Here is a 24,951-nt window from a genome sequence, read left to right as displayed (position 1 = left end):
AGGTGCGGCGACCCTTCCCGCAGGTCGCCGCACCTGTCCCGCTTTCTCCACGAGGACGCCATGCCGCATACCGCCACCACCCCTGAAAGCCGCCTGCGCGCCGCCCTGCATCAGCGAGACCTTGCCGATGTGCTGGAAGCGGCCGACTGGCCGGAACTGGCGGCCCGCGCCCGACTGCAGGACGTCGCCGCCGCGGAGACCCTGTACCGGGAAGGCGAGGAACTCAGCGCCCTGCCCTTCCTGCTGTCCGGCGAGGTCAAGCTGATCAAGGCCGGTCCGCAGGCCAGAGAATATGTGCTGCATCTGCTGCGGCCCGGCGCATTCTGCGATGTGGCGGCCCTCTACTATACGGGGGGCGTGCCGACCTCGGCCGTCATGGTCACGAGCGGGCGCGTGCTCTGGCTGGACAAAAGCGCCCTGCTGCGCTGTCTGTCCCGTAACCCGGCACTGGCGGCCTACCTGCTGGCCGTCCTGTCCCATCGTCAGCGGCTGTTCATCAACAAGATCGTCAACTCGCAGGGCGTCATTTCCGTTTCGCGCCGGGTCGCCGCGTGGCTGCTGCACCGCAGCAAGATGGAAAAAAGCGGCACGCTCCATCTTTCCGGCACGCGGGAACTGCTGGCGCGCCTGCTGGGCGTCAGTCGGGAAAGCCTCAGCCGGGAACTCAACGGTCTGGCCCGGGCGGGCGTCATCCGGCTGGAACGCCGCCGGGTGGAGATCCTCCAACGCGATATCCTGGAGCGCAGCGCCCATGACTGAGCTTCCCGCCCCCGACGCGCCCCGCCTGCCGGATACGGCGGAAGCCGCCCGGCCCCATGTCCGCTGTCTCCTGCCGGAAAGCGGCACCGAGGGGCTTCCCCCTGTCGCCTCCGCGCCCGGCCTGCGCGCGGCTGTCCTCTATTCCTCCATCACGGGCAACACACGACGGGTGGCTGAAGCGCTGGCCCTGGGGCGGCTCCCGCTCCACAGCCTGACGCAGAAACCAGATGTCGCCGCCTATGACCTGCTTGCTCTGGGCTTCTGGGTCCGCAAGGGACTGCCGGACGCCCGCTCGCAACGCTTCTGGTCCGGCATCCGCGACAAGCATGTCTTCCTTTTCGGCACGCTGGGGGCCTGGCCCCACTCCGCTCATGCCTGCCGCTGTCTGGAAGGCGCTCGTACCCTGCTGACGGCCAACGGCAACCGGATCGTGGGCGAATTCCTTTGTCAGGGGCGCGTCGACCCGCGCGTGCTGGCCGCCTCCGCCCGCAAGGGGACCCATCCCATGACCGAAGGTCGCGCCGCCCGGCTGGCCGAGGCCGCCCGCCACCCGGATGCCGCCGATCTTGCCGCCGCCCGCGCCTGCTGGCAGTCCGTTCTGGCGGTCCTGGCCCCGCAGGAGCCGCCGCTCGCCGCCCCGGATGCCGCCGCCCTATCCCCTCGGAGCATCGCCTCATGAAAGGACGATTTCGCCACGATCCCGCCTGGCTGGACGCCTTCTTCCAGCGGGCCGATGAACTTTTCGTCAGCTTTTCCGGCGGGGGATTCCCCTATGTGCTGCCCCTCAACTTCGTCTGGCTGGACGGATGTCTCTATCTGCACTGCGCGTTCACGGGCCGCAAGATCGATCTGCTCCGACAGGATGACCGCGTGGGCTTTGCGGCCGCGCTGGACGTGACCATCGTCCGCGAACGGAGCACCACCTGGTACAAGAGCGTCAGCGGCTGCGGACGTATCCGCATCGTCGAGGAGCCGGAAGAAAAGCGCCGGGCGCTGGATGCCCTGAGCCTGCGCTATGCCTCGCGTTGCCCGCGTCCCGCCCCGGATGCCATGCTGCGACGGGTCAATCTGCTGCGCATCGACGTGGAAGATATCTGCGGCAAGGAACGCGGGCCACGCTGAAAACATCCCGCCAGGGCCTGTTGACACTATTCGCTGCCTGTTTGGGAGGGAAAGGGGACCCCGCCCGCGAAGGCAAGCGGCGCGCGTGCGGACTATCCCCCCTTATTTATCGAAATTATTTGTAAATTTGCATCAACTAACCTTGGTCTGTCCCACCGGACCGGGCAGACGGAGACGCACGCACAGGACTGGACACTTGCCGGGCTCCGGGATAGCAAAAAGGGATATGCCTGTTATCGCCCGGGGACGGAACGCCGTCCTTGCGGCCAACCCTTTCAAGGAGTCCTGCCATGACACGCCGCGATCTTGGCCCGCGTCCCCTGACCTATCCCATGCCGGTCCTGCTTGTGGGCGTCTACGATGCCGAAGGCCGCCCCAACCTCATGGCCGCCGCATGGGGCGGCATCTGCAATTCCACGCCGCCCTGCGTCACCGTCTCCATTCGCCCGTCACGCTGGACGCACGATCCCCTTTTGCAGCGCAAGGCCTTCACGCTGGGCATCCCTTCCGCCGCCATGGCGGCGCAGGCGGACTTTGCCGGCATCACGTGCGGCCGTACGGTGGACAAGTTCACCGCTACGGGGCTGACCCCCTGCCGCAGCGAACACGTGGATGCTCCCTATGCCGGAGAATGTCCCATCGTGCTGGAATGCCGTCTGCTGCAGCATGTGGAGCTGCCCAGCCACTCGCTCATGATCGGCGAAATATGCAACGTCAGCGCTCTGGAAAGCTGCATGGACGGCGAACAGCCCGACATCTTCAAGGTGGACCCGCTGGTATACGACGCGGCGAGCCGTCATTATTACCGTCTGGGCAGCGAGGTGGCCCCGGCCTACACGGCGGGCATGATCTACAAGAATCAGGAGCAAAAGGGATGAGCACCCCCCAGTCCGTGGCGGATGTCTATTTTACGGACATGCGCTGCCCCATGGATTACAGCCTGCTGACCAAGATGAAGAAACTCCTGCGCGCGGCAGGGCTGGACGCGCTGGACGTGGACGGCAAGTTCGTGGCCATCAAGATGCATTTCGGTGAACCGGGCAATCTGGCCTTTTTGCGACCCAACTTCGCCCGCTGCGTGGCGGACATGATCCGTGAACGGGGCGGTCTGCCCTTCCTCACGGACTGCAGCACGCTCTATGTGGGACGGCGCAAACATGCCCTCGAACACCTTGCCGCCGCGCAGGAAAACGGCTTCAGCCCGCTTTCCGTCGGCTGTCAGCTCCTCATCGGGGATGGCCTCAAGGGCACGGATGACGTGGAAGTCCCCGTGCCCAACGGGGAGATCTTCAAGACGGCCCGCATCGGACGCACCATCATGGATGCCGATGTCTTCATTTCCCTCAACCACTTCAAGGGACACAAGCGCACGGGCTTCGGCGGGGCCATCAAGAACGTGGGCATGGGCTGCGGCAGCCGCGCGGGCAAGATGGCCATGCACAGTTGCAGCAAGCCCGTGGTCACGGCCGAAAAATGCCGGAGCTGCGGGGCCTGTATGCGCTTCTGCGCACAGCGGGCCATCGGCTGGGACGCCCAGCACAAGGCCAGCATCGATCAGGAGGCCTGCGTGGGCTGCGGCCGCTGCATCGGCATCTGCAACCATGACGCCATCTTCAGCCCCATCGACGCCGCCAGCGACATCCTCAATGCCCGCATGGCCGAATACGCCGCCGCGGTGCTGCACGATCGCCCGCACTTCCATATCAGCATAGCCAACAACATCTCGCCCTGCTGCGACTGTCACGGCGGCAACGATACGGCCATCGTGCCGGATATCGGCATCTTCGCCTCCGCCGACCCCGTGGCGCTGGATCAGGCCTGCATCGACGCGGTCAATGCCGCGCCGGTCATCGCCTCCAGCCTCCTCGGCCAGTGCGAGCGCAGCCACGGCGACTGCTTTACCGACATCCATCCCGACACCCACGGCTCCAGTCAGGTGGAGCACGCCGAACGTATCGGCCTGGGGACACGTCAGTATCGGCTGCACACCATCGAGGCCTGAGAGACTGCCCTCTCGAATGCACGAACCGCCGGGGCCGCGCCCAGCGCGGCCCCGGCGGTTTTTTTGCGGTACTTCCGCAAAACCGCAATATATGACATTGAAAGCGTAACGCCACGAGAAACAGATCGGACCAGGCCACTTTCCGCGTCAGTCCTCAGACTGCCGTGGGAATGCGCCTAAAAATATCCGCCCCATTGCAACAGCAGGATGCAGGCGGTCAGCGTGACGAGGCTGGCCCCGTTGCTCAGGACAGCCGTAAAGGCGGCTTCCTCCGGCAGGGCATTGTAGACCTGCGCCAGCACCGAGGCCACCAGCGCCGTGCCTGTGGCGCTCATGAGCACGCCCACGCCCAGCCAGAGCGGCTCCACGTCCAGCGGAGCCATGATCAGCCAGCAGAGCAGCGGACAGAGCACCAGCTTGCAGCCCACCAACCAGGCCTGCCGCCAGAAGGCATGGCCCGCGCTGCGCGTGAGCGCCAGCCGCAGCTTTTGCCCCAGATCGAAGCCCAGAGCGACCAACATGCAGGGCGCGGCCGTGAACCCCACCAGTGCGCAAGCCCTGTCGAGCGGCGCCCAAAGCCCAGTTCCGGCCAAGGCCAACGTCAGCCCCGCCACCGTCGAAAGCAGGATGGGATTGCCCAACACCAGCGCGCGAAAGAGTATCCAGGCCCGGCTCTGTCCCTCTTCCCAAGCGGTGACGCCATTGAGCAGGTCCAGCCGCACCTGCCCCAGGATGACCACCACGTTGGGCGTCAGCGTCATGAGGCCCGCCACCACCAGCGCCTCGGTGTTGCCGGGGAAAAGACTTTCCACGATGGGCAGGCCCACAAAGGCCGTGTTGCAGGCGCTGCACCCCAGACCGGAGATGACCGCCGCCCCGGCTCCACGGCGGCAGAACAGCCTGTCGGCCAGATAGCCCAACACGAAACACCCCAGCGGCGCACCCAGCGCCCCCAGCCAGAAACCGCCATGCGCCAGCGTGTCCCTGTCCGCCTGGGCCATGACGTGCAGCAACAGCAGAGGCAGCGCCAGCTTGAGCACATAAAGCCCCATGACCTTGCCCGTGCTGTCCGGCAACAGATCCCTTGCCCGCAGGAATACCCCCATCCCGATGATCAGGAACACCGGCAACACGGCCCAAAACGCAACCAGCATGACATGCCTCCCCGAAAAATGGATGCCCTACTGTGCGCCTTTGCGCCCCCATTGTCCAGAAATAGTTTGGTCACTCAAACAGTTTTTAAGGAAGGACTGTTTGCTCAAGGCCGTTTCCACGTTTCGCCTCCCGCCGTCCAGCCAGCGATACCCTCAGCATCATAGAACATTTTCAGTTTGAAACGCTTCACGTTCCACACCGTACGGACTGTCGTTTCACGGAAAAAACGTGGTTTTTCCCGCTTGGTATGGGCTGGGCTACGCTGCGCCTCCGTCTCGCGTTTTGCCTTTTTCAAAGGCAACATGCTCTAAAAAATGCCCAGGAAGAGCGTCGGAGTGGGATACCCCATCCCGCTTTTTCCGCATCATGCTTCCGGGGGACCATCAGGCAGGGACCGACCTGCGCGGGCAAGCTTCCCCGCCATCCTCCCCGGCAAATTTTTTTGCGGGATGGATGGGGGGCGCGGGGGGAAGGAAGGGGGCTTTTTTGCAAAAAAGCCCCCTTCCTTCCCCCCGCAAAAAACAAAAAATGGTCCCCGCGCCGCCGGAGCGGCACAGGGACCGGTGCATAAGGAACGACGAAAGGAGCGGGATCAGGCGTGGGTGGAGGTGGGATCTTCCCAGTCCTTGATGACGGCCTGATAGCCGATGCCGGCCAGTGCGGCGGTCATCTCTTCCACGCTGCGGTGGTCGGTGATGTCGAACTGACCGGAATTGTCGGCCTCGGTGGCCCGGCCGCCCACGGCGGTGGACACGCCCGCGGAAACGCGGGTCACGCCCAGCGGGATGAGGTGATCGCGCATGAAGGCGCTTTCCCGGCTGGAGCAGGTGATGCCGGAGCGCGGCAGGAAGCAGCGCATGGCCGTGATGTACTGCACGAACTGCCGGTCGCCCACGGCATGGGGGATGTCGAAGCTCCCCTCATGCGAGCAGATGCGCGGGATGGAGACGCCCACGTCCACGCCCGGATAATGCCGCATGAGCCACCAGGCATGGAGCCCGGTGCAGAAGGCGTCCTGGATGAATTCGTCCAGACCGAGCAGCGCGCCCACGCCAAGGGAACGCATCCCCGCACGGGCGGCCCGTTCCGGCGCATTGAGCCGGAAGGAATAGTCCTTCTTGGGCCCGGCCGGATGCAGCCAGTCGTAGAGTTCAGGATTGTAGGTCTCCTGGAACATGGTCATGCTGTCCACACCGGCGTCGATGAGCAGGCGGTATTCGTCCTCGGTCAGGGAGTAGACTTCCACCCCGACGGAAGCGAACATGGGCTTGATGCGGCGGGCGGCATCGGCAATGTACTCGGGGGAGGACAGCTTGCGCGCGTCGCCGGTCAGCAGCAGGATGTGCTGCAATCCCATATCCGCGATGACGCGGGCCTCGGCTTCGATCTCGTCCATGTTCAGATGACGCCGGGGCTGGGTGTTCTTGGCGTTGAAACCGCAGTAGCGGCACTGGTTGGTGCAGACATCCGAGATGTACAGCGGCGTGAAGAGGTTCACGGCCCGGCCGAAATAGCGCAGGGTCAGCTCATGGGCGCGCTGGGCCAGATCTTCCAGATGCGGCGCGGCGGCCGGTGAGAGCAGCACGAGGAAGTCCTCGGGCTGGAGGGTATCCTTGCACAGGGCGGCAAGCACCTGCTCTTCCGTGGCGCTTTCAGCGATGCGGGCGCGCCGTTCGCGCGGCCATTTTGCCAGAAATTGCTCGAAATTTTCCATGACGGACCTCCCCCGGTCTAGCGCAGGAAACCGGTGAGCGGCGAAGAGGCTTCGGCGGCTTCGCCAGGGGCCTTGACGGCTCCGGCCCCGGCCAGCCAGGCATTGCGTCCCGCTTCCACGGCGGCGCGGAAGGCGGACGCCATGCGCACCGGGTCGGCGGAAGAGGCGATGGCCGTATTGACCAGACAGGCCGCGGCGCCCATCTCCATGGCTTCACAGGCCTGCGAGGGACGCCCGATGCCCGCATCCACCACGATCGGCACATCCAGCTCGTCGATGAGGATGCCGATCATTTCCTTGGTACGCAGGCCGCGGTTGGTGCCGATGGGCGCTCCAAGGGGCATGACGGCGGCGGCGCCGGCATCCACGCAGGCGCGGGCCACATAAAGATCGGGATTGATGTAGGGCAGGACGGTGAAGCCTTCCTTGACCAGCGCTTCGGTGGCCTTGGCCGTCTCGTAGCCGTCGGGCAGGAGATGGCGCACATCGGAGATGACCTCGATCTTGATCCAGTCGCCGCAACCGGCGGCACGGGCCAGACGGGCCAGACGCACGGCCTCTTCGGCGGTACGGGCGCCGGAGGTATTGGGCAGGAGACGCATGGTCTTGGGGATATGGGCCACGATGCCCTGCTGTCCCTTTTCCACGCGGCGCATGGCCACGGTGATCACTTCCGCACCGCTGGCTTCGCACACGGCGGGGATGAGGTTGTCCGCGCTGTATTTGCCCGTTCCGATGAAGAGGCGGCTCTTCAGTTCCACGCCGCCAAGGATGAATTTGTCTTCCACTGTCTCTACTCCGTTGCCCCGCAGCAATCCTGCGCCCCTGCGGGCACATCAGCCGGCCGTCATCCCGTGCGGGAGGACATGGCGGCCCCGCCGCCTCACGGCGGCCTCATCGTCCATCTGGTCTGCCGACCGGAGGCTAACCGCCTCCCACGAACTGCACCAGCTCCAGCACGTCCCCCGCCTCAAGCCGCGTTGCGGCAAAGGCGGCGGCCGGAACGATCTCGCCGTTGCGCTCCACCACGACCACCGCCGGATCATGTCCGCGCTGGCGCAGCAGGTCCGCCACAGTGAGCTCGTCGGCATAATCGCCTTTTTCTCCATTGACCGTAAGCTGCATGACGCCTCCTCCCGGCCGGCGGCCCCGTCCGAACGGACATGCGGGACAGACCTTGCCGAAAAACGCTCGTTGACGTTATCAGGGACCTCGCCGTCGCGGCAGCCTGCCGTCCGCAGGGGCGCCGCGACAGCAAAAAAAATACCCGCATCCAATCACTGGAAGCGGGCGACACGCAGACCCGGCAAACGGGTCGCCAGCTTCCCTTCGTCAGCACTATCTGCTTCAGGTACAGGAACATGCATCCGCATGTCCTAGGGGTCAGGGCGCTCACACCCTTTCTCAGCCGTCAAGTAGGCTCCCCCAGCCGGAATGGAGGTACGATAGGCCCGGCCTGCGGCAATTGCAAGTTTTTTTTCACAGGCCGGTCCCGGCGGCGGCTTGCGAAGCCGGGCCTTCTGTGCCATATAGAGCGGTACACTTCTTACCATAACTGCGCCTTGCGCCGAGAAATCCATGTCCGAACTGCCACACGAAGCCGCTCACGACACGCCTGCCGATACCCCCGCCGCGCCTGCCGGGGACGCCGCCGCCCTGATCGAGGAACACATCTCCGTCATCGAACCGGAGGACGCCCTGCCCCGCGTCAGTCTGGACGAGCTGCCGGAGCCCATGCGCGCCGCCTGCGGCCGGGCAGGCTGGACGAGCCTCATGCCCGTGCAGTCCCTCGCCCTGCCCTACCTCATGGAAGGGCGGGACATCATGGTGCAGTCCCGCACCGGAAGCGGCAAGACGGGCGCATACCTGCTGCCCCTCCTGCCGCGTCTCGACGCGGAAAAGAAGGCCGCGCAGGCCCTTGTGCTCGTGCCCACGCGCGAACTGGCCGTACAGGTGGAACATGAGGCCCGCACGCTCTTTGCCGAGACCGGCATCCGCCCGGCGGCCGTCTACGGCGGCGTAGGCTACAAGAAGCAGATGGACGCCCTGCGCGACGGCGCGCAGCTCATCGTGGGCACGCCCGGCCGCGTGCTGGACCACCTGCTCCGGCGCACCCTCTCGCTGGACGACCTGCGCCTGCTGGTCTTTGACGAAGCGGACAGGATGCTCTCCATCGGCTTTTACCCCGACATGAAGGAAGTGCAGCGCCACCTGCCGCGCCGCCGCGTGCATACCTGCATGTTCTCGGCCACCTATCCGCCGCATGTGCTGCGTCTGGCCGGTGAATTCATGGACGCCCCGGCCATGCTTTCCCTTTCGCGCAAGGAGGTGCATGTGGCCGAGGTGCAGCATCAGTTCTGCGCCTGCCGTCCCATGGAAAAGGACAGAGTGCTCGTACGCCTGCTGGAAACGGAAAATCCCGCGTCCGCCATCATTTTTTGCAACACCAAGGCCAATGTGCACTATGTGACCAGCGTCCTGCAGGGCTTCGGCTACTGCGCGGACGAGCTCTCCGCCGATCTTTCCCAGAGCCGCCGCGAGGCCGTGCTGGACAAGATCCGGCGCGGCGCGCTGCAATACCTCGTGGCCACGGACGTGGCGGCCCGCGGCATCGACATCCCCGCGCTGTCCCACGTCTTCCTGTATGAACCGCCGGAAGATCACGAGAGCTATATCCATCGCGCCGGACGCACGGGACGCGCCGGAGCGGCCGGGACCGTCATCTCTCTGGTGGATGTCATGCAGCGCATGGAGCTGGAACGCATCGCCCGACATTTCAAGATCAGCCTCACCGAGCTGCCCGCCCCCACGGACGAGGACGTGGCGGCCGTGGCCGGGGCACGCCTGCTGACCGTCCTGGAAGCCCGCTTCCGCAAGCTCAATGGTCTGGAACGCCTGCGCGTCGCCCGCTATGCGCCGCTGGTGCGCAGTCTGGCCGCTCAGGACGACGGCGGCGACGGCGAGCTCATGCTCGCCATGCTGCTCGACGCCTGCCATCAGCAGAGCCTGCTGGAGAGCCGTTTCCCCGAAGGGCTGCCGGAACAGCGCTCCGCCGGCGAGGGCAAGTCCGGCCGTTCGCGGCGCAAGCGCTCCTCCCGCCGGGAAAGGGAAGAGCGGGACAGCGAAGCCGCGGAACGCCGGAACGCCGACGGGGAGGACTCCGCCTCCCGGACGGAGGGCGGAGACACGCCTTCCGACGCTCCCGCCGCCGAAGGGGCGCGCAAGTCGCGCAGCCGTTCCGGGCGCAGGCGTCGCGGACGTGGCGGCAAGGCTCAGGCGGAAGCAGCCTCTTCGGATCCCGCTCCCAGCGCACAGGCGGAATAAGGCGGACAGGCGATGGCACAAGCGGCTGACGCAACGACCCAGCAGGATTTCGTACAGGAGGCGCTGGATAATTTCGCCGTCCTGCTGGACGATACCGACTTTGCGGCACATCTGCACCTCATGGGCGTGGGACGACTGCATTTCACCCGCCGCAGGCAGCTCCTGCAGGAATGGCGCGGGCTCTATGTGGCGCTCTGGCGGCTGGCGCTGGGACGTTCCTTCCCGCAGGACGCCGACGCCATGCTGGAAGCCTTCTGCCGTTCCTACCGGCAGCGGCACAAGGACAACAAGATGACGCCGCAGATGCTGGAACGCGCGGAACAATACTGGGACATGATGCGCGTCACGAAGGAGAGCGACTTCACGGAAGTGGCACGCCACTTCTGTTCCTTCTGCCAGTTGAACGAAAAGGATACCCGCTCCCTGCAGCTCAAGCTGGTGCTGATCATCCGCAAGGCCTACACCGACATTTTCCGGCGTCTCATCTGACCATGTGCACAGCAGTCCCCCCATCCGCGTCCGTTTCCGGCATCGCCGGAAGGCGTCCGCCCGCCGCCCTGACCATCGGCAATTTCGACGGCGTGCATCTGGGCCATCAGGCCCTGATCCGGCGCACCTGCGCCGTGGCCCGCGCCCGGGGAGAGCGCTGTCTCGTGCTGACCTTCTGGCCGCATCCGCGTGCCGTACTGGGCAGCGGACAAGCCCCGCCGCCCCTGACCAGCCGCGCGGAACGCCGCCGCCGCATCCTTGCTCTGGGCGTGGATGAGCTGCTGGAACTCCCCTTCACCCCCGCGCTGGCCATCACCGCGCCTGAGGAATTCGTCCGTCAGCAGCTCATGCCGCTCAATGTGCGGCATCTGCTCATCGGTCATGATTTCTCGCTGGGCAGGGGCCGCAGCGGCGGCCCTGATGTCCTGCGCAGCCTGGGCGAAAAATACAGTTTCAGCGTGGAGCAACTGGAGCCAGTGCTCCATCTGGGCAGCGTCGTCAGCTCCTCGCGCATCCGCCGCTGCGTGGCCGAAGGGGACGTCGAGACGGCCGCGGCCCTGCTGGGGACCTGCCACAGCTGCGAAGGCCCCATCGCCCACGGCATGGGACGCGGCACAGGGCTGGGCTTCCCCACGGCCAATATGGCCCTGCCGGAGACCCTGCTGCCGCCGCCCGGCGTCTACGCCACGCTGGCCCGAGTGGACGGGCTGCCCGGCGTGCAGCAGGCAGTGACCAACATCGGGCACAATCCCACGTTCGGCGGTGCGGCGCTCAGCGTGGAAAGCTTCCTGCTCGATGCGCACGGCGATCTTTATGGACGGATGCTGCGCCTGGATTTCGTGGCGCGTCTGCGCGAGGAACGCCGCTTTGACGGCCCCGAGGCGCTCATGCGGCAGATAACGCGGGATGTGGCCTGCGCGCGCAGCCTGCTGGCCGCCGCCCTGACGGCAACAGACGATATGTCCCTTCAACCCTGCCCGGCGTCCTGCGGCGCCCCTGCGGAGGAAGCATGATTCTTGCGGATTTGCATACCCATACCAAGGTATCCCACGGCATAGCCAGTGTGGAGGAGATGTACGCCGCCGCCCGTGAGGCCGGTCTGGAATATCTGGGCATCTCCGAGCACAGCCCGCTCCCGCCCGGTTTTTCCTGCCGCCTCTATCAGGAGCATTTCGAACGGGACTTCCCCGCCCTCTGCGACGAGGTGCTGGCCCTCAAGCAACGGGGCGGCGCCCCGCAGGTGCTGCTGGGCATCGAACTGGACTGGATCCCGTCCAACATGCCGTACATGCGCGACCTGCTGGCCGGCAAGCCCTTTGACTACGTCATCGGCTCGCTGCATTTCCTGGGGGACATGTCCATCGGCTTCAACGCCAACTGGGACTGCCCCGTGGAAGAGGCCTTCCGCCGCTTCGAGGACTATTACAAGGCCATGGCGGAAATGGCCCGCAGCGGCCTCGTCCATGTGGCCTCCCATCCCGACTTCATCAAGCTGCACTGCTTCGACCTCTTCCAGGAATGGCTTTATCAGCCCATGAGCCGCCTGCCCATCATGGAGGCCATGCAGGCCCTGCGCCAGAACGACGTCCTGCTGGAAGTCTCTTCCGCCGGTCTGCGGCAACCCTTCTGCGAGCCCTATCCCGGTCCCATGATCATGGACATCGCCGCCCGCGAGGATGTCCGCATCATGCTGGCCTCGGATGCCCACAGGCCGGAAGACCTGGCCGGACAGTTCGACGAACTGGTCCGCTATGCCCGCAGCTACGGCTATCGGGAAAGCGGCATCGTGGTGGGCGGCGAACGCCGTTTCCTGCCCTTCTGATCCGAGGCATGGCCACGGCCGTTCCCGGCATGTTCCTCCGGGACGCCGCCCGTGGCGACATCGCGAGCTGAACCATGATCTCCGTCCTCATCCCCGTCTACAACAACTGGGAACTGACCCGCGCCTGTCTGGAAGCGCTCGCGGCAAGCCGCGAAGGACAGGATCTGGAAGTCATCGTCGTGGACAACGCCTCCTCGGACGCCACGCCGCGGGCCTGTCCGACGCTGGGCCGCAGCCTGTTCGGAGAGCGCTTCCGCCTTCTGCCGCAAACGGAGAACAAGAACTTCGCCGGGGCCTGCAATATCGCCGCGGCGGCCGCTCGAGGCGACTGGCTCTTCCTGCTCAACAATGACACCCTTCCCCAGCCGGGCTGGGCGTCGCCGCTGCTGCGCGCCTTCGACGAGGACCCGAGACTCGGCGCTGCCGGGCCTCTGTTGCTCTATCTCCCGGACAGGGACGGTCTGCACAGGGTGCAGCACCTCGGGGTCGTCCTCTCGCCCGGCAGCCGGGTCAGCCACCTCTACGAATACCTGCCCGCGCACCATCCCGTCGTCACGCGGCCCCGCCGCCTGCAGATTATCACCGCCGCCGCCCTGCTCATCCCCCGGCAGCGCTATCTGGCGCTGGGCGGGCTGGATGAGGGCTTCATCAACGGTTTCGAGGATGTGGAATTCTGCGCGCGCCTCTGCCGCGAGGGCCTGCATCAGCGCGTCATCCCCGAAGCGCGCATCATCCATCTGGCCGGACAAAGCGAAGGCCGCCGGGACTGGGAAGAAGCCAACAGCGCCCGCTGCTTCGCGTTGTGCCGCCATCTGCTGCATATGGACGAACCGGCCCACTGGCGTGCCGACGGCTATCAGCCGGAACTCTCGCCGTGGCTGACCGTCGCGCCCGGCCTGCCGCCGACGGCCCGGCTGCGGCTGTTGCGGCAGGCAGGGGCCGCGCTGGCCGAAGCCGTACAGCAAGAACCGCTCTGGCAGGAGGGCTTGCTGCTGCTGGCCCGGCAGCAGGAGGCGCAGGGACGGTTCCGCGACGCGCTGGACACCCTGACGCTGGCCACGCGCCTGCACGCCTCGCCGGAGACCCTCCTGCCCCTGCTGGCCTTTGCGAGCCGCGTGGCTCCGGAGGATACCCGGACCCTCACCCCGCTGCGGGAAGAGCTGATGGACTATCTGCTCACGCCCGACGTGCGGGAAAAACGCCTTCAGGACATGATGGCGGAACTTTTGACCGCCGGAGAGACGGAGCTTGCCGCACAGGCGGAAGCCCTCCGGCAGGATGCCGCCGCCTTTTTTGCCGGGCCGCATCAGCGCCTTGCGCAGGCATTGCAAATCTGACGGCGGAGCCGCCGCCGTCCACAGGACAGCCAGGATGAAAGTAGTCTTCTGCACCGATGACAAGCCACGCTACCTGACCCTGCTCAAGGTCGCCGTACGCTCCCTGCGGCAGGTCATGGGGCGGGACGCCCCCTGCCTCTGCGTCTATGCGGGCGACAGCCGGACCACGCTGGATCTGCTGGCCGGGGAGGACATCACTGTGGCGCGCCACACGCCGCGTCTCTCCTTCGAGGGAGCGGGCGAGCACGTCCGTTCCTCGCGAGGATGCTTCCTCAAACTGGAACTGGCGCTGCTGCCGGAACTCGCCGGGGACGACTTCGTGCTCTACTGCGATACGGACGTCATGTTCCTGCGGCCCCTGGACGAACTCTTTGCCCTGCGCCCGCCCTATATGGGCATGGCGCGGGAATACACCACCCCCTTCTACCACGAGCACAGCAAGCTGACCTACGAGCTGGACGGCAGGACCTATACCGTGCCCATGCCCTTCCCCATCTGGACGTTCTCCAGCGGGGTCACGCTCTTCAATCTGGCCCGCCTGCGTCGTCTGCGGCTCATCGACCATTTCCTGGCCTTCAGCCAGCAGAACCTCGACCGCATCGGCAATCTCGACCAGTCCCTGCTCAACTACTACTTCGGTAAACGCATCACCCGTCTGGACGATCGCTGGAACCGTCCGCCCTATCATGCGGACTGCCATGCCACGGCCCATATCGTCCATTTCCACGGCCCCAAGCCCTGGGAAGGGAACAGCACCCAGAAATGGGCGCGGGAACTGGCCATCAACGACTTTGAACGGATGAGCCGCCAGTGGATGGACTGGCTGAGCCCGGAGGAACGCGCGGGCCTCGATCAGGCCTGACCCCCATCAGACACGGCAAAAAAACGCCTGCGGGGGCTGTCCCGGCCCTCCTCGCCACCCGGTTGCGCGGAAAGAAAAGGCCGCTGCGGTACAGCGGCCTCACGGGGGGGGAGAGAGGGGGGAAGGAAGACTGTTCAACATTCCACGATGCTGACGGCAAGACCGCCCTCGCTGGTCTCCTTGAACTTCGCGCTCATCTCGCGCCCAGTCTCGCCCATGGCCATGATGGCCGCGTCCAGCGAAACGAGGTGATGCGCGCTCTCCTCACAGGTCGCCAGCAGGGAGGCGTTATAGGCCTTGATGGCCCCCACGGCGTTGCGTTCTATGCAGGGCACCTGCACATACCCGCCCACAGGGTCGCAGGTCAGCCCCAGATGATGCTCAAGGGCCACTTCCGCCGCGTTTTCCACCACGGTGGCGGCATTGCCGCGCGCATGGGTCAGCATGGCCGCGCCCATGGCCGAGGCCACGCCAACTTCGCCCTGGCAGCCCACTTCCGCACCGGCTATGCCCGCATTGTGCTTGGCCAGAAAGCCCACGGCCGCCGACGCCAGCAGCCCTTCACGCAAGGCCCGCTCACCGATGTTGAGATCCTGACGCATGGCATAGAGCAAGGCCGGCATGACCCCGGCGGCCCCGCAGGTCGGCGCGGTGACGATGACCCCGCCGGAGGCGTTCTCCTCGGCCACGGCAAAGGCATAGGCATTGAGCTTGCCCAGAAAGCGGTCCACCATGTACGGCAGGGCGGCGGCCCGCTCCAGCAGTGCCCCGGCCTTGCGCCAGACGCCCAGCGTCCCCGGCAGCCGCCCGCTGCCCCGCAGGCCGCGCCGGACGCTGTCGTACATGGCGTCCATCATGTCGTCCAACCGCTCCAGGATGGCCGGACGGGACATGCCGGTGATGGCGGTCTCGTTTTCCAGGATGAGTTCATGCAGGGTCAAGCCGGTCTCGTTGAGGCAGCGATGCAGCTCCCGCATGGTACCGTACGGATGCACGGGGCGACCGCGTTCCGGCGGCGTCCAGCCTCTCCACTGGATGAAGCCGCCGCCCACGGAATAATATTCCCTGCCGAAGATCTCCCTGCCCGCCGCATCCCGCAGCGAACAGCGCAGCGTATTACTGAACGGCGCATCGTGCTGCACAGGCCCGAAACAGATATTGCCCAGCCCAAGGGAAAGTTCCTTGCCGCCCAGTCGCAGGACATGCCGGGCCTGCGCGCCGCCGGCACGCAGGGAGGGCAGCACCTCCGGCGAACAGCTTTCCGGCCTGCTGCCCAGCAGACCGGCCAGTACCGCCGTATCGGTCCCGTGCCCCTTGCCCGTGGCGCTGAGCGAGCCCAGCAGGGTGACTTGCAGATCCGCGGCGCGGGCCAGTTCGTCCGCGGGCAGCGCGGCGCAACACTCCACGAAATCGTTCCCGGCCTTCATGGGGCCGATGGTATGCGAACTCGACGGGCCCGGCCCGACCTTGAAGAAGTCGAAAAGTGTCGTCTCGATGGGAGGTCGGCGCGGGACGAGCGGTTCCGCGGGATGGGGCTGGCTCATGGGCATCTCCTCCGACGCGAGGCCGGCAACGAGAGGGATTCTTATCTATTGCCACGCTAGCCGGGGAAAAGCCGCAACGTCAAATCAAAATCCCTCATGCGGTGTTGCAGCGCCGTCAAGCGACGCTCCGGCAAGACGCACGAGCCGGATCTCCCGGCGCTCGTCATGGAAACGGACATGCTCTCTCGTTATGCCCAGCCCAGCCCAGTGCGGCACGAGCTCGCCCGCATGTCCCCGATACATGCCCTGCAGACGACGAGGCAGCACCAGTCCCACCGGTTCGGTCGCGCCCAGACGCCCTTCGGCGCGGGCCTGCGCGAGAGCGTTCGCCACCTGACGCACGAGACAACGGGCCTGGACCCGCGCCCCCAGCGCCGGATGATGCGGCCCGGACAGCACGCTGCCGGACAGCCCCGCTTCCGGAGCAAGTCCCATGCGGATCACCGGCACCCCGGCCCGTTGCGCCAGTCCAAAGCCCTCCGCCAGCGCGTCAAGGACCGCTTCCAGCGTCCACGGCTGATAACGTCCGGCACGCCAGAGCGCCGCCAGTTCCGTCCCCTCCAGCACCAGACAGGGATAGAAGCGCAGGAAGACCGCCCCCAGCTCCAGCGCCAGCCGCACATCCTCCAGGAACTGCTCCGGAGAGGAACCCGGCATACCCGGCATGAGCTGCACTCCCGGCCGCAGGCCCGCCACCCGCAGCACGACGCAGGCCTCGCGCGCCGTCCTGCCGTCATAGCCGCGACGACTCTCCCGCAGGGCGCTGTCGGCAAAACTCTGGACACCCAGCTCCACGCAGCCGCACCCCGCTTCCCGCAGCGCCTCCAGCCTGTCCGGCGGCAGGCTGTCAGGTCGGGTGGAACAGCGCAGCCCGCTGATGCGCCCTTCTTGCCGGGCCGTGCGGGCAAATCCCAGACACGCGGCAAAGGCCCCGGACGGCAACGCCGTGAAGGTCCCTCCGTAAAAGGCCAGCTCCGGCGCGGGCCGCATACGCCCGGCCCGCTCATGCAGCAGCCGCCCCGCCTCGGCAAGCGCGTCGTCCACCCCCCGGGGGGCGCAGCCGGTCTGTACGTCCTGCGCACAGAAGACGCAACGCACGGGACAGCCGGAAAACGGCAGGAACACGGGAAAAACAGGCGGATGCTCCGCAGGTTCGGGCCAGTGGAGGAGGGCGACAGGTGAAGATCTCATGACAGCGGGACGAGAAAGGCACAGCAAGGGGCGCACGCCGGGACCGCAAGGGCCGCAAAGCGAGAAAAGCCTTGCCTCATGCGCCTTTTTGGCATAATCTACCGAAAAAGATTTCCCTTGTGAAGCTGCCTGTTTTCGAGGTTTTCATGAAGAAGACATTGACCAAAGCGGATATCATAGAACGGATCTACGAAGGGACCGACAAAAACCGTGTCGATGTGAAGAATGTCGTGGAGAAGCTGCTGCATATCATGAAAGACGCCATCAAGAAGGATCGCGCCTTGCTCATCAGCGGTTTCGGCAAATTCGAGTCCTATGACAAGGCTTCACGCCGCGGGCGCAATCCGCAAACGGACGAGGCCATCACCCTGCCGCCCAGACGTGTCGTGGTCTTCCGGCTTTCCCGGAAGTTCCGGGCAGAGATCAATTCCTGACAGGCAGGGCATTCCCATGACGGGCATTTTCAGGTATGCGCGCCGTAAGGCGCGCATCATTATTTGTTGTCAGCGGGCCTTGCGCCTCGGCGGTTACGGCCTGTGCCTGACGGCGGCGCTGGGGACGGGACTTGTCGCCAGCATCGACGCTTCGGCCGCCGTACAGTCCATTTCCCGCCCACAGGTACAGGCGCCGCAGGTGCAGACGCCGCAAGTGCAGCCTCCTGCCGCTCCCGCCGCGCCGCAGCAGACCGGCGGACAAGCCCGCGGCCCTCAGCCCCCGGACTACTCCGTCCCGGCTCCCGCGCAGCCCATGCCGACGCTGGGGGGCGGCAACAACACGACGGGCACAGCCGCCGCTCCCATCAGTCCCGCCCCGTCCGCCACGCCCGCAGCCGCCGCGCCGGCGGCCGCTGCTTCGGCCGTCGCCCCCATGGAAAGCGCGGAAGAGCGCAACCGCAAGGCGCTGGAAGCCTATGCACGCGGAGAATACCATCAGGCGCTGCGCCTCTGGCAGCCCGCCGCCGATGCCGGCGACCCGCAGGCCATGAACAATCTGGGCGTGCTCTACGACAAGGGCCTTGGCGTGGAGCCCGACGTGGGCCGCGCCCTGCACTGGTACGCCAAATCCGCCGAGGCGGGACACCCGTCCGGCATGTGCAATTTCGGCCGCATGCTGGAACAGGGCCGTGGCATCCCGCCGGATGTCGAAGAAGCGGCGCGCTGGTTCGATCTCGCCGCGCGCAAGGGCCAGCCGGAAGCGCAGTACAACCTAGGCATGTTGTATGAGCAGGGCCACGGCGTGGGCAAAGACGACGCCGCGGCCGCCGCCTGGTACAGCCGGGCCGCCGCCGCCAATCAGCCCAATGCGCTGGCGCGTCTGGGGCATTTCTACCGTGAAGGACGCGTGGTGAAGAAAAACCTCGAAAGCGCCACGCTGCTGCTCTATGGCGCGGCCATGCAGGGCAATACCGCCGCCATGAAGGAACTGGAAGACATGGCGGACGTCAGCGCCGAACGCGCCAAGAACGCCGTGCTCTTCGGCCTGCGTCTGGACGGGGCCGACCGGCCCGCCATGCGCGCCGCGCTCAAGCAGGCCGGTGCCGTGCCGGAACGCGAGAAGGACGGCTACATCTGCGATGTCTACAAGGGGGGCAAGCTCATCCCCGGCGCGAATCAGATGGCCATGTGCTACGGCCCCGGCGAGCAGCAGCCGCTGGCCTTCGTCTCCATCGACTATCCCGCCCGCGACGCCACCTTCGGCAAGCGCGTCAGGGAAATGGCGGAACAGCGTTTCGGCAAGCCGGATGCGGTGGAGGGAGAGATGTCCTGCCTCTGGAACCTCGGCAAGGTGCTCGTCGCCGTGCAGTACATGCCCGAAAAGAAAATAGCCAGCCTGATGTATATGATTCCGCGCGTATACTACTTGACGCAACGGCACTGAATCTGAGAGTCTAAGGATTGGCGGGCAACACGGGTTGTCCGGCAAGCCTCACAGGAGGGAGCAATGGCAAATTCCAACGCGACGTCGGGCCTCGCGCAACGCATGGCGATGCGGCAGGTCGAGGCGAGCATGAGCAAGGAAAAGTCCGCGCCGCAGGACAGCAAGCAGTATGAAGACGCCATCCGCGAATTCCTCAAGGATAGCGGCCATCTGATCTGCGTTTCCGATGATGTTGCGCTGACGGATATGCTGCGGAACGTGCTGAACGAGAATCTTGGGCTGCCGGCCGACAAGATCAGCATCGCCCATGATGCCGACATGCTGCTGCGGATACTGCGCAATGTCTGCTCCGAAAACGCGACGCCCCTGCTGCTCATCGAACAGAGCCTCAAGGGACGCGACCTCAGTTATATGGTGCGCCTTGTCAAGAACGGTTTCCCCGAAGTGCGCATCGTTTTCATCGCCGCCGAAACGGAACAACAACGCTATGTGCTCCTGCATGAAGCCGGAGCGGACGCTTTCTTCGCCAAGCCCGACAATCAGGATCAGCTGCTGGAACGGCTGGCGGCCACCGTGCGTCCGCACGGCAAGATGAGCCGTATGCTGGAATGGGCCAGGACCCTGCATTCGCAGGGCGAGAACCTGCGCGCCCTGCAGGTCTGCCGTCAGGCGCTGGAACTCAAGGCCAATTCCGCCGCCGTCCTGCTGATCATCGGTGACGTGTTCCGCTCCATGGGCCAGCGGGAAAAGGCCTGTGAAGCGTATGAGAACGCCAGCCGCAGCGCCGACATGTACCTTGAGCCGCTGCGCAAGCTGGCCGATCTCTACGAAGAGATGAAGAAGCCGCTCAAGCAGCTTGAGTACCTTGAACGGCTTGATCAGCTCTCCCCGCTCAATGTGGAGCGCAAGCTGGCCATCGGTGAACTGTACCTCAAGCTCAACCGGCGCGAGGACGCCCGCAAGATGTTCAATCAGAGCGTCGAGCTGGCCAGCCGCGAAGCCATGGAACATGTGGGCGGCGTGGCCTTCCGTGTGGCGGACGCCTATTCCGAGGTCGATCCCGACATGGCCATCAGCTTCCTGCAGCGTGGTCTGGAAGCCAAGCGCGACTACTGGAGCAAGGACGACCTCGTGGTCTTCAACCGCGTGGGGATGCTCCTGCGCCGGACGGGACGCTGGCAGGAAGCCACGGAAGAATACAAGAAGGCGCTCAAGGTGGTGCCCGACAACGACGGCCTGCACTACAACCTCGGCCTTGCCTACGCCGACGGCAAGGATTACGAATCCGCCCGGGCGTCCATGCTCAAGGCCATGGCCCTCAATCCCAATCTGCCGCAGAAGTCGGCCACCATCGCCTGCAACATCGCTGAGGTATTCTTTACCGTCAACGACAGTATGCACGCCCTGCCGCTGGTACGGACGGCGCTGGAGATGGAGCCCGACAATGCTCAGGCCCAGAAGCTGCTGCAGGAGATCAACGCCAAGATCGGCAGCCAAAGCAGCGAATAAGCCGCATGTTCCCGCATCGGGAATGAAGCTGCCGCCTCCGCGACCGAAAGAAAACGGCGTCCCTCATGGAAGGGACGCCGTTTTTTGTCTGTTAGGGCCTGTTAACACTATTCACGGCCTGTTGGTGTAAGAGTCAGAGATGCGAAGCTTCCCGCAAAGGCACGCGGAGCTAGTTCCGCCCATTCTTTCTTATTTTGCTGAATTAGTTGAAATTTCATATAAACAGCCCTCGAGTATTTTCCGTTGAAACGCTTCGCGTTCCAAACATACGACCTGGCGTTTCGCGGGAAAAACGCGGTCATTCCGCTCACTTTGGGCCGGGCGGCGCTGTGCCGCCGCCTCGCATTTTGCCTTTTTCAAAGGCAAAATGCTCTATCCGCGATCCCCGCGAGCCGCGACAGCCGAAGAGTACGGACTTCCGCCGCGGATGCGCAACAGACCTGTTCCACGCTACTTGCGGCAGCTCTCCGGCCGCAGAGCCTCCGCGATGATGGCGGCATCCTCCTGAGGGCGCGCCTGCACCTGGAGCTCGGCATTACCGCCATGACAGACAAAGCCCCCATCCTCGTATTCCACAAAACCGGCGGACACCACCTGCGCGTAAGGGAGCTGCTCGCGCATGTCGCCGTGGTCCACGCGGCGGGGAAAGATGAACGGGACCGCCTGACCGGAAAAATCCTGCATGATAAGGTATTTCATGAACGACCTCACTCTGCCTGACGCTGTTTGCGCCGGTTTTGCAGATACTGGCGCACGGCGCGGTTATGATCGTTGAGATTGGTGGAAAAGATGTGTTCGCCGCCGTCGATACGGGCCACGAAGTACAGGAAATTGTGCTCTTCCGGGGCGATGGCCGCGGACAGGGCCGTCATGCCGAACGAACAGATGGGGCCTGGCGGCAGGCCGGGCCGCTGATAGGTATTGTAGGGATTGGCGGCATCATCCAGATGCTTGCGTCGCAGATTGCCCTCAAAGCCCGCGCCTAGCCCGTAAATGACCGTGGGGTCCGCCTGCAACAGCATGTTGCGCTTCAAACGATTGGCATAGACGCCCGCCACGCGCGCCCGTTCGCTGTCGATGGCGGTCTCCTTTTCCACCACCGAAGCAAGGATGACCAGCCGTTTCAGTTCATCCGACGCGGGCTTTTGTCCGCCCGGCCAGCGCGTTGCGGCCTTGCGCCAGAAATTGTCCACCAGACGCCCGGCCACGCTGCGCGCGGAATCCATGTCCGGCGCATCATCCTTGCGGATCAGGTAGGTGTCCGGCATGAGGAAGCCTTCGGCGGAGGCAAAGGGGATGCCGTACTTGCGCAGGAAATCCTTGTCCAGCACCACGGCCCGAAAATCCTCAAAGCGGACAAAACCCGCCGCCTCCAGCAGTTTGCCCGTCTGCCACCAGGTCAGCCCCTCAGGGACCGTCACCCGGAAAAGCACCGGCTGCCCGTTGACCAGCCAGTCCAGCACCTGATCCGGCGTCCAGTCCGTGCGCAGGGCAAAACGTCCGGCCTGCAGGCGGTCGTCCATCTTGCGGTAACGGGCCAGCCAGCCGAATTTTTTCGCATCCGTCACCAGCCCCTTTTCTTCCAGCTCTCTGGCGATCTTGCCGAAACTCGCGCCGGGGACGACGTCGATCTGGACCTCCCGCCCTGTGGTCTCCGGCACGCTGTGCAGGAAATCGTAAACGAGCCAGCCCAGCCCGCCGCCGGCAAGCAGGATACAGAGACACAGCAAGGCAAAGAGACGGAGCAGGATCTTCATGCGGACTCCTCGTCGCGGGACAGTCGGGATGTCCTCTTGTAGCGAGAAAATGCCGCAGCCTCAAGGCCGCCTGTCCGGGACAACCTCCAGCAAGGAGTCGTAAGCTACGAACGCGGTCCGCCCGTTACGCGAAGCCGTCGGATCGTGGCGTTTCCCCGGCGATGGGTCGCCGCCTGTCCGGCGGCAGAGCAAGGAAGGAGGAGAGGATGCGCACGGCGGCCTGCTGGTCCAGCACGGCCTTGCGCCGCCCCCGGGCAAGACCCGCCTCGCGCAGGTCCATTTCCGCCTCCACGGAACTGAGCAGTTCCGGCATCCAGTAGAAGGGGCGTTGGATACGTCGCATGAGCCGTCCGGCCACGTTGCGCACCTGCCGGGTGGTCAGGCTTTCCGTCCCGTCTTCGCGCAGCGGCAGGCCCAGCACCACGGCGGCGGGATCCTCGGCCAGCACGCGCTCGGCCAGCGCCGCCAGGAAGGCCTTGCGGTCGGGATAGTCCGCAAGACGCAACGTGGTCAGCGGATAGGCCAGCACGCCCGCGTCATCGCAGGCGGCCAGCCCTGTCCGCTCAAGACCGTAGTCGATACCGACGCATTTCACGGGGATCACAAGCCCATGCGATCACGCACCATGTCCAGCGTGCGGGCGGCAAAGGCGCGGGCGCGCTCATTGCCGTCGGCAAGGATCTCCGCCACACGGCTGCCCGTCAGTTCCGCCCGGCGGGCCTGCAAAGGCTCCAGAAAAGCCCCCAGATGCGCAAGGAACCGCTTTTTGCAGTCCACACAGCCCATGCTCGCGCCGGTACAGCCCTGCCGGATCTCTTCCTGCTCTTCACGGTTGGCCAGCAGCACATGGTAGGGGAAAAGATTGCACACGTCGGGATTGCCGGGATCGGACTTGCGCAGGCGGTTCTTGTCGGTGAACATGGTCTTCACCTTGGGCTCGATGTCGGCCATCGTATCCCGCAGGAAGATGCCGTTATTGTAGCTCTTGGACATCTTGCGGCCGTCGAGGCCCGGACATTTGGCAGCGGGCGTCAGCATGGCCTGCGGTTCCGGGAAGGTGCTCTCCCCGTAAAGATAGTTGAAGCGCCGGGCGATCTCGCGCGTCAGCTCCATGTGCGGCAGCTGGTCCTCGCCCACGGGCACGCCGTGCGGCCGGTACATGAGGATATCCGCCGCCATGAGCACCGGATAGCAGAGGAAGCCCGCATTGCCCAGGTCCTTATTGGTGATCTGCTGCTGTTGTTCCTTATAGGTGGGATTGCGTTCCAGCCACGAGACCGGCGTGATCATGGACAGCAGCAGGGACAGCTCCGCATGTTCCTTGACCGCGGACTGACGGAAAATGACGCACTGGGCGGGGTCGAGACCGGCAGCCACCCAGTCCTTGACCATTTCCGCGATATTCTGCCGGATATTGGACGGGTCGGCGTAATCACTGGTCAGAGCGTGCCAGTCCGCCACGAAGAAGTAGGCTTCCTCGCTGTGCTGCAGGGCCACATAATTTTTCAGTACGCCGAAATAGTGCCCCAGATGCAGGGGGCCGGTAGGACGCATACCCGATACGGTGCGGGGACGTTCCGTGCTCATGATATCCTCTGGAATGGCTGCCCGGAACAGGCAGCGACGCTTGCGCGGCCAACGACCGCGGTTAACGAAAAAAACGAACAGACCGCCCGGCGAAGAGCTTTCCCGGCTCCCGGTCGGAGACGCGCCGCACACGAGGGGCGTCCCCCGCATCCAGCGCCATGCCGTCCCTGACGACCGGAAGAACGCAGCGGCTCACGCCACCAGCGAAAGCGTCAGGCGCAGGATCAGGCTGAAGGAAAAGTCTACCAGCGGTCCCAGCACCCGGCCCAGCACGCCGGTGAACAGCAGGACAAGCAGCACCACGAAGCCGTAGTCCCCCAGCCGACCATAGGAGATCGCCAGGTGCATGGGCAGAAAATAGGTCACGACGCGGCTGCCGTCCAGCGGGGGCAGAGGCAGCAGGTTGAACCAGGCAAGACAGAGATTGACCAGGATGCCCTGCGTACACATGAGCACCAGGAATTGCTGCGTTGCCGTGGGCTGCGTCAGGGCCATCCGTCCGGCGAAGGCCTCCGGCCAGACGGCGACCAGCCCCGCCAGGCCCAGCCCGAAGAGCAGGGCCAGCAGGAAATTGCTGCCCGGCCCGGCCAGCCCCACCAGCATCATGTCGCGCGCGGGCTTGCGGAAATAGCGGGGATTGACCGGCACGGGCCTGGCCCAGCCGAAAATGAAGCCCCCCACAAGACTGGTGATCACAAAGCTGACCAGACCCAGCGGATCGATGTGCGGCACGGGATTGAGCGTGAGCCGTCCCATCATGTAGGCCGTGGGGTCGCCCAGACGGCGCGCGGCCAGCCCGTGCGCCACTTCATGCACGATCATGCCCAGCAGCATGGGCACCAGAGAGGCCGTCAGGAGACGCACGGATTGTGCGAAGTCGATATCGGGAAAAAACATCT

At 65.2% G+C, this 24,951-nt stretch carries 25 protein-coding genes; 14 read left to right on the top strand and 11 right to left on the bottom strand.

The window, feature by feature from the left end; genetic code table 11:
• Positions 1 to 60: 60 nt before the first annotated feature.
• The 5 genes from Q0K00_RS00725 to Q0K00_RS00705 all read left to right on the top strand — a co-directional run bounded on the left by Q0K00_RS00725 (position 61) and on the right by Q0K00_RS00705 (position 3,883).
• Complete coding sequence (locus Q0K00_RS00725) at positions 61 to 759, top strand: Crp/Fnr family transcriptional regulator (protein WP_297226649.1); 699 nt, start codon at positions 61 to 63, stop codon at positions 757 to 759.
• Positions 752 to 1,438, top strand: coding sequence for a flavodoxin family protein (locus Q0K00_RS00720; protein ID WP_297226648.1), 687 nt, complete (start codon positions 752 to 754; stop codon positions 1,436 to 1,438). The genes Q0K00_RS00725 and Q0K00_RS00720 overlap by 8 nt, the downstream gene beginning before the upstream one ends.
• A complete protein-coding gene (locus Q0K00_RS00715; RefSeq protein WP_297226647.1) occupies positions 1,435 to 1,881 on the top strand; it encodes a pyridoxamine 5'-phosphate oxidase family protein in 447 nt (148 codons plus the stop codon). Before Q0K00_RS00720 ends, Q0K00_RS00715 begins: the two co-directional genes overlap by 4 nt.
• A 290-nt stretch (positions 1,882 to 2,171) precedes the next feature.
• A complete protein-coding gene (locus tag Q0K00_RS00710; protein ID WP_297226646.1) occupies positions 2,172 to 2,759 on the top strand; it encodes a flavin reductase family protein in 588 nt (195 codons plus the stop codon).
• A complete protein-coding gene (locus tag Q0K00_RS00705) occupies positions 2,756 to 3,883 on the top strand; it encodes a DUF362 domain-containing protein (protein WP_297226645.1) in 1,128 nt (375 codons plus the stop codon). The genes Q0K00_RS00710 and Q0K00_RS00705 overlap by 4 nt, the downstream gene beginning before the upstream one ends.
• A gap of 176 nt (positions 3,884 to 4,059) precedes the next feature.
• Here the strand turns inward: Q0K00_RS00705 and Q0K00_RS00700 are convergent, their stop codons facing one another.
• The 4 genes from Q0K00_RS00700 to thiS form a co-directional block, all read right to left on the bottom strand.
• Positions 4,060 to 5,037, bottom strand: coding sequence for an AEC family transporter (locus Q0K00_RS00700; protein ID WP_297226644.1), 978 nt, complete (start codon positions 5,035 to 5,037; stop codon positions 4,060 to 4,062).
• Between the two features lie 593 nt (positions 5,038 to 5,630).
• Positions 5,631 to 6,752 (bottom strand): 2-iminoacetate synthase ThiH, encoded by a 1,122-nt coding sequence (thiH, locus tag Q0K00_RS00695; RefSeq protein ID WP_297226643.1) that lies wholly within the window; start codon positions 6,750 to 6,752, stop codon positions 5,631 to 5,633.
• A 17-nt stretch (positions 6,753 to 6,769) separates the two neighbouring features.
• The gene (locus Q0K00_RS00690) at positions 6,770 to 7,540 is read right to left on the bottom strand and encodes a thiazole synthase (RefSeq protein WP_297226642.1); all 771 of its coding nucleotides are present in this window, start codon (positions 7,538 to 7,540) and stop codon (positions 6,770 to 6,772) included.
• Positions 7,541 to 7,676: 136 nt separating this feature from the next.
• Positions 7,677 to 7,877 carry a sulfur carrier protein ThiS gene (gene thiS / locus Q0K00_RS00685; protein WP_297226641.1) on the bottom strand — a complete coding sequence of 67 codons (201 nt, stop codon included), beginning with the start codon at positions 7,875 to 7,877 and terminating at the stop codon, positions 7,677 to 7,679.
• 453 nt (positions 7,878 to 8,330) lie between these two features.
• Here thiS and Q0K00_RS00680 point away from each other — a divergent pair, with 453 nt between their 5' ends.
• From Q0K00_RS00680 to Q0K00_RS00655, 6 genes are all read left to right on the top strand, one after another.
• Complete coding sequence (locus Q0K00_RS00680) at positions 8,331 to 10,076, top strand: DEAD/DEAH box helicase (protein ID WP_297226640.1); 1,746 nt, start codon at positions 8,331 to 8,333, stop codon at positions 10,074 to 10,076.
• Between the two features lie 12 nt (positions 10,077 to 10,088).
• Entirely contained in the window at positions 10,089 to 10,565 is a 477-nt protein-coding gene (locus Q0K00_RS00675) for a hypothetical protein (RefSeq protein ID WP_297226639.1), read from the top strand.
• Between the two features lie 2 nt (positions 10,566 to 10,567).
• Positions 10,568 to 11,578, top strand: coding sequence for a bifunctional riboflavin kinase/FAD synthetase (locus Q0K00_RS00670; RefSeq protein WP_297226638.1), 1,011 nt, complete (start codon positions 10,568 to 10,570; stop codon positions 11,576 to 11,578).
• Positions 11,575 to 12,387: a histidinol-phosphatase gene (locus Q0K00_RS00665; RefSeq protein ID WP_297226637.1), complete on the top strand. Its 813-nt coding sequence runs from the start codon at positions 11,575 to 11,577 to the stop codon at positions 12,385 to 12,387. The genes Q0K00_RS00670 and Q0K00_RS00665 overlap by 4 nt, the downstream gene beginning before the upstream one ends.
• A gap of 74 nt (positions 12,388 to 12,461) precedes the next feature.
• A complete protein-coding gene (locus Q0K00_RS00660) occupies positions 12,462 to 13,724 on the top strand; it encodes a glycosyltransferase (protein ID WP_297226636.1) in 1,263 nt (420 codons plus the stop codon).
• A 34-nt stretch (positions 13,725 to 13,758) separates the two neighbouring features.
• Positions 13,759 to 14,586, top strand: a complete 828-nt coding sequence (locus Q0K00_RS00655; RefSeq protein ID WP_297226635.1) for a glycosyltransferase — start codon at positions 13,759 to 13,761, stop codon at positions 14,584 to 14,586.
• 134 nt (positions 14,587 to 14,720) lie between these two features.
• Here Q0K00_RS00655 and Q0K00_RS00650 read toward each other — a convergent pair whose 3' ends face one another.
• On the bottom strand, positions 14,721 to 16,130 hold the full coding sequence (locus Q0K00_RS00650; RefSeq protein WP_297226634.1) for an L-serine ammonia-lyase: 1,410 nt from the start codon (positions 16,128 to 16,130) through the stop codon (positions 14,721 to 14,723).
• A gap of 84 nt (positions 16,131 to 16,214) precedes the next feature.
• Positions 16,215 to 17,255 carry a radical SAM protein gene (locus tag Q0K00_RS00645; RefSeq protein WP_297226633.1) on the bottom strand — a complete coding sequence of 347 codons (1,041 nt, stop codon included), beginning with the start codon at positions 17,253 to 17,255 and terminating at the stop codon, positions 16,215 to 16,217.
• A 212-nt stretch (positions 17,256 to 17,467) separates the two neighbouring features.
• Here Q0K00_RS00645 and Q0K00_RS00640 point away from each other — a divergent pair, with 212 nt between their 5' ends.
• From Q0K00_RS00640 to Q0K00_RS00630, 3 genes are all read left to right on the top strand, one after another.
• Entirely contained in the window at positions 17,468 to 17,755 is a 288-nt protein-coding gene (locus Q0K00_RS00640) for an integration host factor subunit alpha (protein ID WP_297226632.1), read from the top strand.
• Between the two features lie 16 nt (positions 17,756 to 17,771).
• A complete protein-coding gene (locus Q0K00_RS00635) occupies positions 17,772 to 19,199 on the top strand; it encodes a tetratricopeptide repeat protein (RefSeq protein ID WP_297226631.1) in 1,428 nt (475 codons plus the stop codon).
• Positions 19,200 to 19,262: 63 nt separating this feature from the next.
• Positions 19,263 to 20,708 (top strand): tetratricopeptide repeat protein, encoded by a 1,446-nt coding sequence (locus Q0K00_RS00630; RefSeq protein WP_297226630.1) that lies wholly within the window; start codon positions 19,263 to 19,265, stop codon positions 20,706 to 20,708.
• A 450-nt stretch (positions 20,709 to 21,158) separates the two neighbouring features.
• Here the strand turns inward: Q0K00_RS00630 and Q0K00_RS00625 are convergent, their stop codons facing one another.
• The 5 genes from Q0K00_RS00625 to Q0K00_RS00605 form a co-directional block, all read right to left on the bottom strand.
• Complete coding sequence (locus tag Q0K00_RS00625; protein WP_297226629.1) at positions 21,159 to 21,407, bottom strand: hypothetical protein; 249 nt, start codon at positions 21,405 to 21,407, stop codon at positions 21,159 to 21,161.
• Between the two features lie 8 nt (positions 21,408 to 21,415).
• Positions 21,416 to 22,465, bottom strand: a complete 1,050-nt coding sequence (mltG, locus tag Q0K00_RS00620; protein WP_297226628.1) for an endolytic transglycosylase MltG — start codon at positions 22,463 to 22,465, stop codon at positions 21,416 to 21,418.
• A 124-nt stretch (positions 22,466 to 22,589) separates the two neighbouring features.
• Positions 22,590 to 23,060 carry a Holliday junction resolvase RuvX gene (gene ruvX, locus Q0K00_RS00615; RefSeq protein ID WP_297226627.1) on the bottom strand — a complete coding sequence of 157 codons (471 nt, stop codon included), beginning with the start codon at positions 23,058 to 23,060 and terminating at the stop codon, positions 22,590 to 22,592.
• Positions 23,061 to 23,065: 5 nt separating this feature from the next.
• A complete protein-coding gene (gene trpS, locus Q0K00_RS00610) occupies positions 23,066 to 24,052 on the bottom strand; it encodes a tryptophan--tRNA ligase (protein ID WP_297226626.1) in 987 nt (328 codons plus the stop codon).
• A gap of 192 nt (positions 24,053 to 24,244) precedes the next feature.
• On the bottom strand, positions 24,245 to 24,949 hold the full coding sequence (locus tag Q0K00_RS00605) for a site-2 protease family protein (protein WP_297226625.1): 705 nt from the start codon (positions 24,947 to 24,949) through the stop codon (positions 24,245 to 24,247).
• Positions 24,950 to 24,951 lie beyond the last annotated feature (2 nt).

Origin of the sequence: uncultured Desulfovibrio sp. (assembly GCF_944327235.1) — a bacterium.
GTDB lineage: Bacteria > Desulfobacterota > Desulfovibrionia > Desulfovibrionales > Desulfovibrionaceae > Desulfovibrio.
This window is presented reverse-complemented; position numbering and strand designations above follow the sequence as displayed.

What these genes read in the sequence shown, in the direction of transcription:
- Q0K00_RS00725 (WP_297226649.1), top strand. Translation starts at nt 61, where the DNA reads ATGCCGCATACCGCCACCACCCCTGAAAGCCGCCTGCGCGCCGCCCTG.
- Q0K00_RS00720 (WP_297226648.1), top strand. Translation starts at nt 752, where the DNA reads ATGACTGAGCTTCCCGCCCCCGACGCGCCCCGCCTGCCGGATACGGCG.
- Q0K00_RS00715 (WP_297226647.1), top strand. Translation starts at nt 1,435, where the DNA reads ATGAAAGGACGATTTCGCCACGATCCCGCCTGGCTGGACGCCTTCTTC.
- Q0K00_RS00710 (WP_297226646.1), top strand. Translation starts at nt 2,172, where the DNA reads ATGACACGCCGCGATCTTGGCCCGCGTCCCCTGACCTATCCCATGCCG.
- Q0K00_RS00705 (WP_297226645.1), top strand. Translation starts at nt 2,756, where the DNA reads ATGAGCACCCCCCAGTCCGTGGCGGATGTCTATTTTACGGACATGCGC.
- Q0K00_RS00700 (WP_297226644.1), bottom strand. Translation starts at nt 5,037, where the DNA reads ATGCTGGTTGCGTTTTGGGCCGTGTTGCCGGTGTTCCTGATCATCGGG.
- thiH (WP_297226643.1), bottom strand. Translation starts at nt 6,752, where the DNA reads ATGGAAAATTTCGAGCAATTTCTGGCAAAATGGCCGCGCGAACGGCGC.
- thiS (WP_297226641.1), bottom strand. Translation starts at nt 7,877, where the DNA reads ATGCAGCTTACGGTCAATGGAGAAAAAGGCGATTATGCCGACGAGCTC.
- Q0K00_RS00680 (WP_297226640.1), top strand. Translation starts at nt 8,331, where the DNA reads ATGTCCGAACTGCCACACGAAGCCGCTCACGACACGCCTGCCGATACC.
- Q0K00_RS00675 (WP_297226639.1), top strand. Translation starts at nt 10,089, where the DNA reads ATGGCACAAGCGGCTGACGCAACGACCCAGCAGGATTTCGTACAGGAG.
- Q0K00_RS00670 (WP_297226638.1), top strand. Translation starts at nt 10,568, where the DNA reads ATGTGCACAGCAGTCCCCCCATCCGCGTCCGTTTCCGGCATCGCCGGA.
- Q0K00_RS00665 (WP_297226637.1), top strand. Translation starts at nt 11,575, where the DNA reads ATGATTCTTGCGGATTTGCATACCCATACCAAGGTATCCCACGGCATA.
- Q0K00_RS00660 (WP_297226636.1), top strand. Translation starts at nt 12,462, where the DNA reads ATGATCTCCGTCCTCATCCCCGTCTACAACAACTGGGAACTGACCCGC.
- Q0K00_RS00655 (WP_297226635.1), top strand. Translation starts at nt 13,759, where the DNA reads ATGAAAGTAGTCTTCTGCACCGATGACAAGCCACGCTACCTGACCCTG.
- Q0K00_RS00650 (WP_297226634.1), bottom strand. Translation starts at nt 16,130, where the DNA reads ATGAGCCAGCCCCATCCCGCGGAACCGCTCGTCCCGCGCCGACCTCCC.
- Q0K00_RS00640 (WP_297226632.1), top strand. Translation starts at nt 17,468, where the DNA reads ATGAAGAAGACATTGACCAAAGCGGATATCATAGAACGGATCTACGAA.
- Q0K00_RS00635 (WP_297226631.1), top strand. Translation starts at nt 17,772, where the DNA reads ATGACGGGCATTTTCAGGTATGCGCGCCGTAAGGCGCGCATCATTATT.
- Q0K00_RS00630 (WP_297226630.1), top strand. Translation starts at nt 19,263, where the DNA reads ATGGCAAATTCCAACGCGACGTCGGGCCTCGCGCAACGCATGGCGATG.
- Q0K00_RS00625 (WP_297226629.1), bottom strand. Translation starts at nt 21,407, where the DNA reads ATGAAATACCTTATCATGCAGGATTTTTCCGGTCAGGCGGTCCCGTTC.
- mltG (WP_297226628.1), bottom strand. Translation starts at nt 22,465, where the DNA reads ATGAAGATCCTGCTCCGTCTCTTTGCCTTGCTGTGTCTCTGTATCCTG.
- trpS (WP_297226626.1), bottom strand. Translation starts at nt 24,052, where the DNA reads ATGAGCACGGAACGTCCCCGCACCGTATCGGGTATGCGTCCTACCGGC.
- Q0K00_RS00605 (WP_297226625.1), bottom strand. Translation starts at nt 24,949, where the DNA reads ATGTTTTTTCCCGATATCGACTTCGCACAATCCGTGCGTCTCCTGACG.